Consider the following 13,648-nt stretch of genomic DNA (forward strand, 5'->3'; position numbering starts at 1 on the left):
TCCCCCGCCCGCGGCGGCCGCCGTCCCGGCGCCCACCGGCACGCCCACTGCCACCCCCACAGGCACGCCCGCCGCCGCGCCGGCCGCCCCGTCAGGAGTCGCCACGTCGGGTGCGCCCGAGCCGCCGGCCGCGTGGCGGGCGACCGTCAGCGCCGACCGGGCGTACTTCGACTCGGTGATGGCCGCCGATGGGCCCGACGCCGGCGGCATCAAGTTCCCGCCGTACTGCCCGGACCGGCACTTTCCGTTGCAGGGCAAGCAGGTCAGCATCGGGCGGCAGAGCCGCAGCCGGGGCATCGACCCGGACATCGACCTCACCGGTCCGCCCGAGGACCCTGGCGTCTCGCACCTGCACGCGCTGCTGCTGGCGCAGGACGACGGCAGTTGGTCCGTGGTGGACCTCGACTCGGCGAACGGCACGACGCTTAACGACGAGCCCGACCCGATGCGCCCGAACACTCCTCGCCCTCTCACCGAGGGCGACCGCGTCTACCTCGGCGCCTGGACCCGCATCACCCTGCGCCGGGCGTGACTTCTCGCCGCGGGAAGCCCGACCGGGTGGGACGAACCCGCGTCGATCAGGCACGATCGACGTCACCATGACACTCACCGAGGCCCCGCTCATCCGGGCACTGCCGGCCGATCCCGACCCGGACACCCTGTTCGACGCGTTCAACACCTGGGCGGAGGAACAGGGCCTCACGCTGTACCCCGCGCAGCAGGAGGCGATGATCGAGATCGTCTCCGGGTCGAACGTGATCCTCTCGACGCCGACCGGGTCCGGCAAGAGCATGGTCGCCGTCGGCGCGCACTTCGCCGCGCTCGCGAGCAACAAGCGCACCTTCTACACGGCGCCGATCAAGGCCCTCGTGTCGGAGAAGTTCTTCGCGCTGTGCGACGTCTTCGGCGCGGTCAACGTGGGCATGCTGACCGGCGACTCGAGCGTCAACCCGGCCGCGCCGATCATCTGCTGCACCGCCGAGATCCTCGCCAACATCGCGCTGCGCGAGGGCGCGGCCGCCGACGTCGGCCAGGTCGTCATGGACGAGTTCCACTTCTACGCCGAGCCCGACCGCGGCTGGGCGTGGCAGGTGCCGCTGCTGGAGCTGCCGCGCGCGCAGTTCCTGCTCATGTCGGCGACGCTGGGCGACGTGCGCCGGTTCGAGGAGGACCTGACCCGGCGCACCGGGCGGCCGACCGCGATCGTCACCTCGGCCCAGCGGCCGGTCCCGCTGTTCTACTCGTTCCGGCTGACCCCGTTGCACGAGACCATCGAGGAGCTGCTGACCACCGGTCAGGCGCCGCTCTACGTCGTGCACTTCACCCAGGCCTCGGCGCTGGAGCGGGCGCAGTCGCTGATGAGCATCAACGTGTGCAGCCGCGCGGAGAAGGACGAGATCGCCAAGCTGATCGGGAACTTCCGCTTCACCGCCGGGTTCGGCAAGACGCTGTCCCGGCTGGTGCGCCACGGCATCGGCGTGCACCACGCGGGCATGCTGCCCAAGTACCGCCGGCTCGTGGAGCGGCTCGCGCAGGCCGGGCTCATGAAGATCGTCTGCGGCACGGACACGCTCGGCGTCGGCATCAACGTGCCGATCAGGACGGTCATCTTCACCGCACTGTCCAAGTACGACGGACAGAAGGTGCGGCTGCTCAAGGCTCGGGAGTTCCACCAGATCGCCGGCCGCGCGGGCCGGGCGGGCTACGACACGGTGGGCAACGTCGTGGTGCAGGCACCCGATCACGTGGTCGAGAACGAGAAGGCCCTCGCCAAGGCCGGCGACGACCCGAAGAAGCGGCGCAAGGTCGTGCGCAAGAAGCCGCCGGAGGGCTCGATCGGTTGGGGCGAGCCGACTTTCCAGCGTCTCGTGGAGGCCGAGCCGGAGCCGCTCACGTCGAGCTTCACCGTCACCCATGCGATGCTGCTGAACGTGATCGGCCGCCCCGGCGACGCGTTCGCCGCGATGCGCCACCTGCTCGAGGACAACCACGAGGACCGGCCGGTCCAGCGCAAGCTGATCCGCCGGGCCATCGCGATCTACCGCGCGCTGCTCGCCGCCGGCGTCGTGGAGCAGCTCGACACGCCCGACGAGCAGGGCCGGCGCGCGCGGCTGACCGTCGACCTGCAGCTGGACTTCGCGTTGAACCAGCCGCTGTCCCCGTTGGCGCTGGCCACGATCGAGCTGCTGGACCGGGACGACCCGGCCTACCCGCTGGACGTGCTGTCGGTCATCGAGTCCACTTTGGAGGATCCGCGGCAGGTGTTGTCGGCGCAGCAGTTCAAGGCGCGCGGCGAGGCCGTGCAGGCCATGAAGGCCGAGGGCATCGAGTACGACGACCGGATGGCGCTGCTGGAGGACGTGTCGCATCCGAAGCCGCTCGAGGAGCTGCTGCACGCGGCCTACGAGACCTATCGGCGCGGGCATCCGTGGGTGGCCGACTACCACCTGTCGCCGAAGTCGGTGGCCCGCGACATGTACGAGCGGGCGATGACGTTCGTCGAGTACGTCGCCTTCTACCAGCTCGCCCGCGGCGAGGGCCTGGTGCTGCGCTACCTCGCCGACGCCTACAAGGCACTGCGCCAGACCGTCCCGGAGGAGGCGAAGACCGAGGAGCTGGCGGACCTGACCGAGTGGCTGGGCGAGCTGGTTCGCCAGGTCGACTCGAGCCTGCTGGACGAGTGGGAGAAGCTGACCAACCCGGACGCCGACCAGGAGTCCACTCCGGACGACCGGGCGCCGGCGGTCACCGCGAACACGCGGGCGTTCCGGGTGCTCGTGCGCAACGCGCTGTTCCACCGCGTGCAGCTCGCCGCCCGGCAGGACTACGCCGAGCTGGGCGCGCTGGACGCCGAGTCCGGGTGGAACGCCGACGCGTGGGCGGACGCGGTGGAGCCGTACTTCGACGAGCACGACGAGATCGGCACCGGTCCGGACGCGCGCGGGCCGCGGTTCCTGATGATCGACCAGCGGCCCGACCGTTGGCTCGTCCGTCAGATCTTCGACGACCCCGCCGGCGACCACGACTGGGGCTTCACCGCGGAGATCGACCTCGCCGAGTCCGACGAGCAGGGCACCGCGGCGGTGACGATCACCGCGGCGGGCCAGCTGTGAACCCCGGGCGCAGGCTGTCCTGGAACCAGCTCGTCGCCAGCTCGGCGACCTTCTCCAGTGCGCCCGGCTCCTCGAAGAGGTGACTCGCGCCGGGCACGACGGCGAGCTCGGTCCGGCAGCGCATCCGCTCCCGCGCCTTCGTGTTCAGCTCCAGCACCTGCTCGTCGCGCCCGCCCACGATGAGCAGCGTCGGGGAGTCGACCGCGGCGAGCGCGTCCCCCGCGAGGTCGGGCCGCCCGCCGCGCGACACGACCGCCGACACCTTCGCGTCGGGGGCCGCGGCCGCCCGCAGCGCCGCCGCCGCGCCCGTGCTCGCGCCGAACAGGCACACCGGCAGCCCGGCCAGCCGCGGGTCGTCGCGCACGAGGTCGACCGCCGCGCGCAGCCGCGAGGCCAGCAGGTCGATGTCGAACACCTTGGCGCGGTCGCCCGCCTCCACCTCGTCGAGCAGGTCGACCAGCACCGTGCCGAACCCGGCCGCGTACAGCGAGCCGGCCACGGTCCGGTTCCGCGGACTGTTGCGCCCGCTGCCGCTGCCGTGCGCGAACACGACGATCCCGGCCGCGCCCGCGGGCACCGACAGGGCGCCCGGCAGGTGGCCGGCCACCACGACCGGCTCGCCGATGGAGGCGTCCGGCGGGGCCGCCGCGAGGAGCTCGCGGACGTGCTCGTCGCTGACCTGCCGGAAGTCCTCGTACCACTGGCCGACCGCGAGGAAGCGGTTCGGCGTCATGCCGCACCACACCTCGTCGGCGATGTCGCGCAGCCGCGCGACCGTGTCTGGTGGGGCCACCGGGACCACGAGCACGATGCGCCGGGCCCCGAGCCGGCGGACCACCCGGATCGCGGCGACCACCGTCGCGCCGGTGGCGATCCCGTCGTCGACCAGGACCACGGTCCGGTCGCGCAGGCTCGGCCGCGGCCGAGGGCGCAGCGTGGTCGCCCGCCGGGCGATCTCCGCCCGCTCGCGGTCGACCTGGCCGGTGAGGTCCGCCCAGGACAGGTCCAGCTCGGTGAGCACCGCCTCGTTCCGCACGGTCACGCCGTCCTCGCCGACGGCGCCCACGGCCAGCTCCTGGCGCTGCGGGGCGCCGATCTTGCGCACGAGCACGATGTCCAGCGGTGCCTCGAGCGCGGCGGCGATCTCGGCGGCGACCGGGACGCCGCCCCGAGGTAAGCCGAGCACGAGCGGGTTCTCGGCCCGCAGATGATCCAGGTGCCCGGCCAGCCGGCGGCCGGCGTCCACCCGATCCCGGAAGCGCATGCCGTCACCTCCAGGTCCAAGTGTCCCCCGCGCCGGCCCTGGTCCAAACCCCCGGCCGGGTTTCTTGCCGGGCACCGCGATCATGAGTAGAGTCGAACATATGAGCGATACGTGCTCGTGTCCGCACTGCGGCCGCCCACCAACGGGAGACGACGTCGACCACACCGAGGCTCCACTCGACGACCCCTGCACGCGGGAGGCCAACCTGACCCCGATCAGCCGTCGCGCCGCGATGACGCGCTGACCACGCTCCAGGGTTTGCGCGCCTCGACCAGGATCCTGCTCGCGTGGGCGCGGAACGGGCCCTCGGCCTCGATGAGGTCGTGCAGCTCGCGCAGCCGCGAGCGGTAGGCCGCCACCGTGAAGCCGGGCACCATCCAGACGACCTTGCGCAGGAAGTAGACCACCGCGCCGATGTCGTGGAACTCGGTGCGCAGCCGTTCCATGCGCAGGTTCACGACCTCGAGCCCGGCGGCCCGCGCACCGGCTCCCGTGCGGTCCGGCTGCCCGTCGCGGCCGTGCTGTGGCTGGGGACCACGGAAGTACTCGACCAGCTCGAACACGCTGGCCGGACCGATCCCCTGCGACAGGTAGGTGCCGCCGGGCCGCAACACCCGGGCGATCTCCGCCCACCAGATGCGCGTCGGATGCCGGCTCACGACCAGTTCGAACGCGTCGCCGGTGAACGGGAGCGGCGGCTCGTCCCGGTCCGCCACCACGGTCACCCCTCGTGGCCGCAGGCGTGCGGCGGCCAGCCCGAGGTTGGGCGGCCAGCCCTCGGTCGCGACGGTCACCGGCGGCAGCCGCGGCGCCGTGGCGAGCACCTCGCCGCCGCCGGTCTGGATGTCCAGCGCCGTGCGGGCGCCGGCGAGCCGCGCCGCCATCAGCCGGGCGTACCCCCACGACGGGCGCTCCTCGGTGGCACGGCCGTCGAGCCAGGAGAAGTCCCAGCCGTCGACTGGTGCCGCCTCGGCCTCGGCCACCAGCTCGTCGAAGTCGCGCCCCATGCGGCGATCCTCGGGCCAGGCCCGGCCGCCCCGCAAACGAGTTACGCCTCGTCGAGCCAGGTCTGGATGAGGTACGCCTCGATGGAGTCCGGCCGGTCGCGGCCCTGCTCCCGGTGCGCGGCGAGCAGGTCGAGCACGTCGTCGGGGGTGAACCAGCGGGCCTCGAGCAGCTCCTCGTGGTCGACGGCCACCTCGTCGGACTCGGCGACGGCCCGGAAGCCGACCATCAGCCCGGACGGGAACGGCCACGCCTGGGATGCCTGGTAGCGCACGGAACCGACCCGGACGCCGGCCTCCTCGACGAGCTCGCGGCGCACCGCGTCCTCGAGGCTCTCGCCGATCTCGACGAAGCCGGCGAGGGTGGAGTACGCGTTCGGCGCGGCGCCCCGGTGCCGGGCGAGCAGACAGCGGCGCGGCGGGCCGGGCGCCTCGACGAGCATGATCACCGCGGGCTCGATGCGCGGGAACAGCAGCCGGTCGCAGGCCGGGCAGTACCGCTGGTGGCCGGCGTGGCGCACCTCGGTGGACTGCCCACACGCCCCGCAGAAACGTTGGTTGCGCGCCCAGTGGAGCATGCCGCGGCCGTAGGCGAGGGTCGCGGCCTCCTGCGCGTCGAGTGCGCCGAAGAGCGCGCGCACGTCGGTCACGGTGTCCGCCCGCGCCACCCGCAGTGCGGCGGATTCGTCCATATCGGACAGATCGACGGCGAACACGCCCGCCTCCCCGTCCAGCCCGAGGAACACCGCGGCGGCGTCGGGCTCGACGGTGACCGGCCGCCCCTCGGCGGTGAGGCACGCGTCGCGGCGGAAGGCGAGCGCGCGGGCGTCCGGGTGCGTCCGGACGCGGTCCAGCCAGCCGGGGTCACCCCGCCGAGCGCCCGCGCGGTCGAGCCGCAACCCGTTGTACGGCAACGTGTGATTCGCTGGCACGCGTGTCACCCTAGGCTCATGGAGACCGACCCGAACTGTGCCGTCGCGCACGGCGACGCCATCGCGCACGGCTACGAGCGAGCACTGCCGGAGACGCGCACGCTGGTGGCGGTGTTCGCCTCGCCCGTCGCGGAACACCTCCTCCGCTACGGCCGCGACCTCGGCTACCGCACCACTCTCGTCGAGCCCGAGCGGGGCCGGGTGACGAACGAGGAGGACGCCGAGACGATGGTCCTCCCCAACCTCCCGACCGACATCGACGGGGACACGGACGTGGTCGTCACCGACCACCACCGCCCCGAGCTGGGCCTCTACCTGAGGGACGCGCTGGCGCTCGAGGTGCGGTGGGTCGGCATCATGGGCAACCCCCGCCACCCGGGCCCGCACGTGGCCGCGTTGAAGGACCTGGGCGTCGCGGAGGACGACATCGCACGCGTCCACCGGCCCATCGGCCTCAACATCGGCTCGCGAACTCCGGCCGAGATCGCGATCGCCACCCTGGCGGGCCTGATCGCCGACCGCAACGAGAAGCCGGGCGGCTTCGACTGGTAGCTCACACGGATGTTGCCGACCGCTCCCCCACCGAGGTAGCTTCCTAAGCGCTTGCTTAGTCGCCTACCCAACCGTGGAGGAACAACGCCGTGGCCCACTCCCGTGTCGCGATCGTCACCGGTGCCGCTCGAGGCATCGGGGCGGCGGTCGCCCAGCGACTCGCTCAGGACGGCTTCGCCGTGGGGGTCGTCGACCTCACCGAGGACTCCTGCGCGGACACCGTCGAGGCGATCACGAACAAGGGTGGCCAGGCCATCGGGATCGGCGCCGACGTCACCGACTCCGCGGCCGTCAAGGCCGCCGTCGGACGGGTCGCACAGGAGCTCGGCCCGCCGACCGTCCTGGTCAACAACGCCGGGATCACCCGCGACAACCTGCTGTTCAAGATGACCGAGGACGACTGGGACTCCGTCCTCGGCGTGCACCTGCGCGGCGCGTTCCTGGTGAGCCGCGAGGTGCAGAAGCACCAGACCGAGCAGGGCTGGGGCCGCGTCGTCAACCTCTCCAGCACCTCCGCCCTCGGCAACCGCGGCCAAGCCAACTACTCCACCGCCAAGGCCGGCATGCAGGGCCTCACCAAGACCCTCGCCATCGAGCTCGGCAAGTTCGGCGTCACGGTCAACGCGATCGCCCCCGGGTTCATCGAGACGGACATGACCGCGGCCACGGCCCAGCGGCTCGGCGTCGAGTTCGAGGACTTCAAGAAGGGCGCCGCGGCAATGATCCCGGTCCAGCGCGTCGGCCAGCCCGCCGACATCGCCGCGCTGGTCTCGTTCCTCGCCGGCGAGGAGTCCGGCTTCATCTCCGGCCAGGTCATCTACGTGGCCGGCGGACCCAAGGACTGACACATGCGCACCTTCGCGAACCTCGACGAGCTGGCCGCGGCCAAGGGCGAGCACCTCGGCACGGGCGACTGGCTCGAGGTGACCCAGGACCGGATCGACCAGTTCGCCGACGCCACCGGCGACCACCAGTGGATCCACGTCGACGCCGAGAAGGCCGCACAGGGCCCGTTCGGCACCACGATCGCCCACGGGTACCTGACGCTGAGCCTGATTCCCATGCTGGGCAAGCAGATCTACCACGTGGACGGCATCAGCATGGGCATCAACTACGGCCTCGGCAAGGTCCGCTTCCCCTCCGTCGTGCCGGTCGGCTCACGGGTGCGGGCGGGCGCCGACCTCGTCGACGTCGTGGACAAACCACAGGGTAAGCAGGTGACCGTCCGCATGACGGTGGAGATCGAGGGCAGCGAGAAACCCGCGTGCGTCGCCGAGTCGATGGCGCTGTACGTGCCATGACCGCCGAGGCGCTGCGCGAGCGGACACGCGAGTTCCTGGCCGCCAACGATCCGTCCACCATGGACCGGATCGACTTCCTGCGGGCGCGCTTCGACGCCGGCCTCGCCTGGGTGCACTTCCCCGAGGGGCTCGGCGGGCTCGGGCTCGCCCGGGAGCTGCAGAACGTCGTCGAGGCGGAGCTGGCCGGCACGCCCGACAACGACCCGCGGCGGATCGGCATCGGGCTCGGCATGGCGGCGCCGACCATCCTCGCCTTCGGCACCGACGAGCTGAAGCGACGGCTCCTTCGTCCACTGTGGACCGGCGACGAGGTGTGGTGCCAGCTGTTCTCCGAGCCGGGCGCCGGATCCGACCTCGCGGCCGCGGGCACCCGGGCGGTGCCCGACACGAACGACGGCGTCGACGGCTGGCGGCTCACCGGTCAGAAGGTGTGGACCTCCAGCGCGCACAACTCCCGCTGGGCGATCCTGCTCGCCCGCACCGACCCGGACCTGCCCAAGCACGCCGGTCTCTCCTACTTCGTCCTCGACATGAAACAGCCGGGCGTCGAGGTCCGGCCGCTGCGCCAGATCACCGGCGAGGCGGAGTTCAACGAGGTCTTCATGACCGACGCGTGGATCCCGGACGCCGACCGGCTCGGCGAGGTCGGCGAGGGCTGGAAGGTCGCGCAGACCACGCTGATGAACGAGCGCGTCGCGATCGGCGGGCGACCCACGCCGCGCGAGGGCGGCATGATCGGCGCGGTCGCCGGCACCTGGCGCGACCGCCCCGACGTCCGCACGCCCGAGCTGCACGACCGGCTGCTCGACCTGTGGGTGCAGTCGGAGGCGTTGCGGCTGGCCGGAATGCGGCTGCGTCAGCAGCTCGCGGTCGGCTCGCCCGGTCCCGAGGGCTCGGCGATGAAGCTCGCGTTCGCGCGGCTGTCCCAGGCACTGTCCGGCCTGGAGGTCGAGATGCTCGCCGAGGACGGCCTGCGCTACGACGACTGGACGCTGCGCCGGCCGGAGCTGGTCGACTTCACCGGGCGCGAGGCCGGCTACCGCTACCTGCGGGCGAAGGGGAACTCGATCGAGGGTGGCACCTCCGAGGTGCTGCGCAACATCATCGCCGAGCGCGTGCTCGGGCTGCCCGCCGAGGCGCGGGTCGACACCAAGGTCGCGTGGAAGGACCTGCCACGGTGAGCGGAGCTTGCGGAGCGAACCATCAGACACAGGGCGACCGCGAGCGGCGCCACCGAGCCTGCGAGGGGGCGTCGTGAGTGCTCCGCTGAACCTGCTCTACACCGACATCGAGGACCAGCTCCGGGCCAGCGTGCGGGACCTGTTGACCGACCGCGCGCAGCCGGCGAGCATCCTGGCCCGCTGCGAGACCGACAAGCCCTACGACCTCGACCTGTGGCGCACGCTCACCGCCGAGCTCGGCGTGGGCTCGCTGCACGTGCCGGAAGAGCTGGGCGGACAGGGCGCGTCCACGAGGGAGACCGCCGTCGTCATGGAGGAGCTCGGCCGGTCCGTCGCGCCGGTGCCCTTCCTCGGCAGCGCCGTGCTCGCCACGACCGCGCTGCTCGGCTGCGAGCCGACCGACGCGGTGCGCGAGCTGCTCGACGCGCTCGGCGCCGGCAGGTCGGTGGGCGCGCTGGCCGTGCCGCTGGGCGCCGCACCGGGTTCGGCGTTCCCGACCGGTGTGTCGGCGCAGGACGGTACGCTGCGCGGCTCGGTTCGCTCGGTCGGCGACGCGCTCGCCGCCGACGTGCTGGTCGTGCCGGCCACCGGCCCGGACGGCCCAGGGTTGCACGCGGTGCCGGTCGACCAGGCGGGCGTGACCGTCGCGCCGGTGGTGTCGCTGGACCTGACCCGGCCGGTCGCGGACGTCACCTTCGACGGCGCGACGTCCACCCCGCTCGACGGGCCCGCCGAGTCCGCTCTGGACGGTGCACTGTGGACGGCCGCGGGGCTGCTGGCCTCCGAGCAGATCGGCATCGCCGAGTGGTGCCTGACGAGCACGGTGGCCTACCTCAAGGAACGTCATCAGTTCGGCCGGCCGGTCGGCTCGTTCCAGGCGCTCAAGCACCGGCTCGCCGACCTGTTCCAGGAGCTCGCGCTGGCCCGCGCGACCGCCCGGGCCGCCGCCGACACGCCGGGCACGTCCGGCGAGGCGCGCCTGGCCGCGAGTCTCGCGAACTCGTTGTGCTCGAACGTCGCCGTGCACGCGGCCGAGGAATGCGTCCAGCTGCACGGCGGGATCGGCATGACGTGGGAGCATCCGGCACACCTGTATCTCAAGCGGGCCAAGGCGGACCAGGTGGCGCTCGGCACGCCGGGCCGGCACCGCCAGCTGCTCGCCCCGCTGGCCGACCTGCCGGCGTGACGCAGCTACCGGTCACCGAGGACCTCTGGCCGGACGTCCGGCCGGAGGCGGCGCGCCGGCTGATGGCCGCGGCGGTCGAGTCGTTCGCCGAGCGCGGCTACCACGCCACGACGACCCGGGACATCGCGACCGCGGCCGGGATGAGCCCGGCGGCGCTGTACGTGCACTTCCCCGCGAAGTCGGCGGTGCTGTTCGCGATCAGCCGCAGTGGCCACGAGCGCACACTCGCGATGGTCGAGTCGATCGTGGCCGCCGACCCCGACCCGGTGACCACGATGCGCACGCTGGTCGAGCGTTTCGTGGCCTGGCACGCGAAGCGGCACGTGGTCGCCCGGGTGGTGCAGCACGAGCTGCACGCGCTGCCGCCCGACGACTACGACCTTGTCGTGGACCTGCGCCGGCGCACCGAGCGGCTCGTCCGGGAGGTGATCACCCGCGGCGTGGACGCGGGCGCGTTCACGGTGCCGGACGTGCGGACCGCCGCCCGCGCGGTGCTCTCGCTCGGCATCGACGTGGCCCGCTGGTACTCCCCGGCGAGCAAGCCCTCCCCGGCGATGCTGGGCCGCCAGTACGCCGACCTCGTGCTGAGCATGTTGGGCCACCGCGCCGGCTAGGGCCGTCGGCCGGCACCTCCTACGCGGTCCGGGTCGGCATCGGGGCGTCGCTCAGGATCGCATCGTCGGGTGCGTCGTCGGGTTGACGGTGCCGCACTGAGCCGCGCGGTCACACCGTCTCGACCCGCACGCCCTCCGCCTCGAAGGCCTTCACCAGCTCCGCGGGCGCGGCGTCGTCGGTGATCAGCAGGTCGATCGACGACGTGGGGCAGATGCGGGCGAACGCGTGGCGGCCGAGCTTCGAGCTGTCCGCCGCGACGGCGATCATCCGTGCGCGGTCGGCCATCAGCCGGTTGATGCTCGCCTCGCCCTCGTGGTGCGTGTAGGCGCCCTGCACCGGGTCGACCGCGTCGACGCCGAGGAACACCACGTCCATCGTGATCTCGCCGAGGATCCGGGTGCCCAGCGGACCGGTCAGCTCGAACGACTGCGGCCGGGCGACTCCACCGGTCACCACGAGCTTGACGTGCGGGCGCACCGCCAGCTCGCCGGCGATGTTGAGCGCGTTGGTGACGATCGTGATCGCCGGCTCGTCGGCCTGCGTGGCGAGGTCCGGGCGGATCGCGAGCGCGCGGGCGATCTCGGTGGTCGTGGTGCCGCCGTTCAGCCCGACCACGCCGCCGCGGGCGACCAGCGCCGCCGCGCCACGTCCGATGCGCTCCTTCTCCGACGCGTGCCGCGCGGTCTTGTAGCGCAGCGGCAGGTCGTAGGCGACGTTGTTCGCGACCGCGCCGCCACGGGTCCTGGTCAGCAGCTGCTGCTCGGCGAGGTGGTCGAGATCGCGGCGAATGGTCGCGGCGGACACGTCGAGCTCGGCGGCGAGGTCATCGACGTCGACCTTGCCGCGCTGTCCGAGCAGGTCGAGCAGGGCGCTCAGCCGTTCGTAGCGATCCACATGGTGCAATGTAAACCCCACTACCCGCGAAGGATCTGACATGGACCGGCTCGTCGCGGCCATCGACGTCGGCGGCACCTCGATCAAGGCCGCGCTGGTCGCCGAGGACCTGCGCGTCGTGCACACCCACCGCACCCCGACCCGCCGGGTGGCGCGCAGCGTAGACGTCGGGCAGATCGCCGAGCTCATCGACGAGCTGCGGGCAACCGCCGGGGAGGCCACCGTCTGCGGGGTCGGCGTGGCCGCACCGGGGATCATCGACGAGGAGCGGGGCGTCGCGCGGGCCGCGGTCAACCTCGGCTGGCGGGAGCTGCCGCTGCGCTCGCTGTTGAGCGAGTCGGCCGGCATGCCGGTGGCGCTGGGCCACGACGTGCGCACCGGTGGGCTCGCCGAGTTCACCGTCGGCGCGGCGACCGGGGTGCGCAACGCGATGTTCATGCCGATCGGCACCGGCATCGCGGCCGCCGTGCTCGTCGACGGCCACCGGCTGGACGCGGACGGCTACGCCGGCGAGATCGGCCACATCGTCGTCGATCCACAAGGGACGGTCTGCGGCTGCGGGATCCGCGGCTGCCTGGAGACCGTCGCGTCGGCCATGCACATCGCCCGCCGCTATGCCGAGGCGAGCGGGAAGCCGGTGACCCGGGCGGCGGACGTGGCCGAGGCCGTGCTCGCCGGCGACCCGGACGCCGCGGCCGTGTGGGACCGGGCGATCGAAGGACTCGCCGCCGCGCTGACGACCGCGAGCACGCTGTTCGCTCCGGAGATCGTCGCGATCGGCGGCGGCCTCGCGGAGTCCGGCGACACGCTGCTCGCCCCGCTGCGCGCGGCGCTCGTCGGCCGGATGACCTTCCAGCGGGTGCCCAAGATCGTGCCCGCCTCGCTCGGCGACAACGCCGGCTGCATCGGCTCGGCGATCATGGCCTGGCGCGCGGTGGCGTGAGCGGGTGATCCTGACCGTCACGCTCAACGCGGCCCTCGACGTCACCTACCACGTGCCCACGCTGGTGCCGGGCGGCGCGCACCGGGTCGAGCCGACCGGCGCGCGGGCCGGCGGCAAAGGCGTCAACGTGGCCCGGGTGCTGTACACGCTCGGCCACGACCCGCTGGTCACCGGGTTCGCCGGCGGCGACACCGGCCGGGAGATCCGAGCCGACCTGGCCGCTGCCGGCATCCGCGAGGCGCTCGTCGAGCCGTCGGCGCCCGCCCGCCGAACCGTCACCGTCGTGTCCACATCGGATGGTGCGGCGACGGCGTTCAACGAGCCCGGTCCCCGACTGTCCATCGAGGACTGGGCGTGGTTCGCCGGTCGCTTCCACGAGCTCGCCGCCCGTGCGGACGTGGTCGTGCTGTCCGGCAGCCTGCCGCCCGGCCTGCCCGACCACGCCTACGCGCAGCTGGTCGGCGCGACCGCGACACCGACGATCCTGGACGCCTCCGGCGGACCCCTGCTCGAGGGTGTCGCCGCGCGCCCGCGGGTGATCAAGCCCAACGCCGACGAGCTGGCCGTCACCGGCCTCGCCGACCCGCTCGCCGCGGCGCGGGAGCTGCGGTCCCGAGGCGCCGGCGCGGTGGTCGCCTCCCTCGGCGCCGACGGCCTGGTAGC

The 13,648-nt window shown here is 72.9% G+C and carries 14 protein-coding genes; 10 read left to right on the forward strand and 4 right to left on the reverse strand.

What is annotated here, in order from left to right; translation table 11 throughout:
• On the forward strand, positions 1–532 hold a 532-nt coding region (locus ACRDSK_RS25105; protein WP_431443708.1), incomplete at its 5' end, for an FHA domain-containing protein.
• A gap of 67 nt (positions 533–599) precedes the next feature.
• Positions 600–3,113 carry a DEAD/DEAH box helicase gene (locus ACRDSK_RS25110; RefSeq protein ID WP_431443709.1) on the forward strand — a complete coding sequence of 838 codons (2,514 nt, stop codon included), beginning with the start codon at positions 600–602 and terminating at the stop codon, positions 3,111–3,113.
• Here ACRDSK_RS25110 and ACRDSK_RS25115 read toward each other — a convergent pair.
• From ACRDSK_RS25115 to nudC, 3 genes are all read right to left on the reverse strand, one after another.
• Entirely contained in the window at positions 3,091–4,377 is a 1,287-nt protein-coding gene (locus ACRDSK_RS25115) for a phosphoribosyltransferase family protein (protein WP_431443710.1), read from the reverse strand. The genes ACRDSK_RS25110 and ACRDSK_RS25115 overlap by 23 nt on opposite strands.
• Positions 4,378–4,592: 215 nt before the next feature.
• Entirely contained in the window at positions 4,593–5,384 is a 792-nt protein-coding gene (locus ACRDSK_RS25120) for a methyltransferase domain-containing protein (protein ID WP_431443711.1), read from the reverse strand.
• 41 nt (positions 5,385–5,425) lie between these two features.
• Positions 5,426–6,313, reverse strand: a complete 888-nt coding sequence (gene nudC / locus ACRDSK_RS25125) for an NAD(+) diphosphatase (protein WP_431443712.1) — start codon at positions 6,311–6,313, stop codon at positions 5,426–5,428.
• Between the two features lie 18 nt (positions 6,314–6,331).
• Here nudC and ACRDSK_RS25130 point away from each other — a divergent pair, with 18 nt between their 5' ends.
• From ACRDSK_RS25130 to ACRDSK_RS25155, 6 genes are all read left to right on the forward strand, one after another.
• Positions 6,332–6,865 carry an XdhC family protein gene (locus tag ACRDSK_RS25130; protein ID WP_431443713.1) on the forward strand — a complete coding sequence of 178 codons (534 nt, stop codon included), beginning with the start codon at positions 6,332–6,334 and terminating at the stop codon, positions 6,863–6,865.
• 89 nt (positions 6,866–6,954) lie between these two features.
• Positions 6,955–7,710, forward strand: coding sequence for a 3-oxoacyl-ACP reductase FabG (gene fabG, locus ACRDSK_RS25135; RefSeq protein WP_431443714.1), 756 nt, complete (start codon positions 6,955–6,957; stop codon positions 7,708–7,710).
• A 3-nt stretch (positions 7,711–7,713) separates the two neighbouring features.
• A complete protein-coding gene (locus ACRDSK_RS25140) occupies positions 7,714–8,166 on the forward strand; it encodes a MaoC family dehydratase (RefSeq protein WP_431443715.1) in 453 nt (150 codons plus the stop codon).
• Positions 8,163–9,347, forward strand: a complete 1,185-nt coding sequence (locus ACRDSK_RS25145; RefSeq protein ID WP_431443716.1) for an acyl-CoA dehydrogenase family protein — start codon at positions 8,163–8,165, stop codon at positions 9,345–9,347. Before ACRDSK_RS25140 ends, ACRDSK_RS25145 begins: the two co-directional genes overlap by 4 nt.
• Before the next feature lie 73 nt (positions 9,348–9,420).
• Positions 9,421–10,533: an acyl-CoA dehydrogenase family protein gene (locus ACRDSK_RS25150; RefSeq protein ID WP_431443717.1), complete on the forward strand. Its 1,113-nt coding sequence runs from the start codon at positions 9,421–9,423 to the stop codon at positions 10,531–10,533.
• A gap of 62 nt (positions 10,534–10,595) precedes the next feature.
• On the forward strand, positions 10,596–11,147 hold the full coding sequence (locus ACRDSK_RS25155) for a TetR/AcrR family transcriptional regulator (RefSeq protein WP_431443722.1): 552 nt from the start codon (positions 10,596–10,598) through the stop codon (positions 11,145–11,147).
• Between the two features lie 109 nt (positions 11,148–11,256).
• Here ACRDSK_RS25155 and ACRDSK_RS25160 read toward each other — a convergent pair whose 3' ends face one another.
• Positions 11,257–12,042 (reverse strand): DeoR/GlpR family DNA-binding transcription regulator, encoded by a 786-nt coding sequence (locus ACRDSK_RS25160; RefSeq protein WP_431443718.1) that lies wholly within the window; start codon positions 12,040–12,042, stop codon positions 11,257–11,259.
• A 40-nt stretch (positions 12,043–12,082) separates the two neighbouring features.
• On the opposite strand from ACRDSK_RS25160, the gene ACRDSK_RS25165 reads away from it, so the two are divergent.
• Complete coding sequence (locus tag ACRDSK_RS25165; protein WP_431443720.1) at positions 12,083–12,985, forward strand: ROK family protein; 903 nt, start codon at positions 12,083–12,085, stop codon at positions 12,983–12,985.
• Between the two features lie 4 nt (positions 12,986–12,989).
• A partial coding sequence (locus ACRDSK_RS25170; protein WP_431443721.1) for a 1-phosphofructokinase family hexose kinase occupies positions 12,990–13,648 on the forward strand: 659 nt, incomplete at its 3' end.

Origin of the sequence: Actinophytocola sp. (genome assembly GCF_050699915.1) — a bacterium.
GTDB lineage: Bacteria > Actinomycetota > Actinomycetes > Mycobacteriales > Pseudonocardiaceae > Actinophytocola.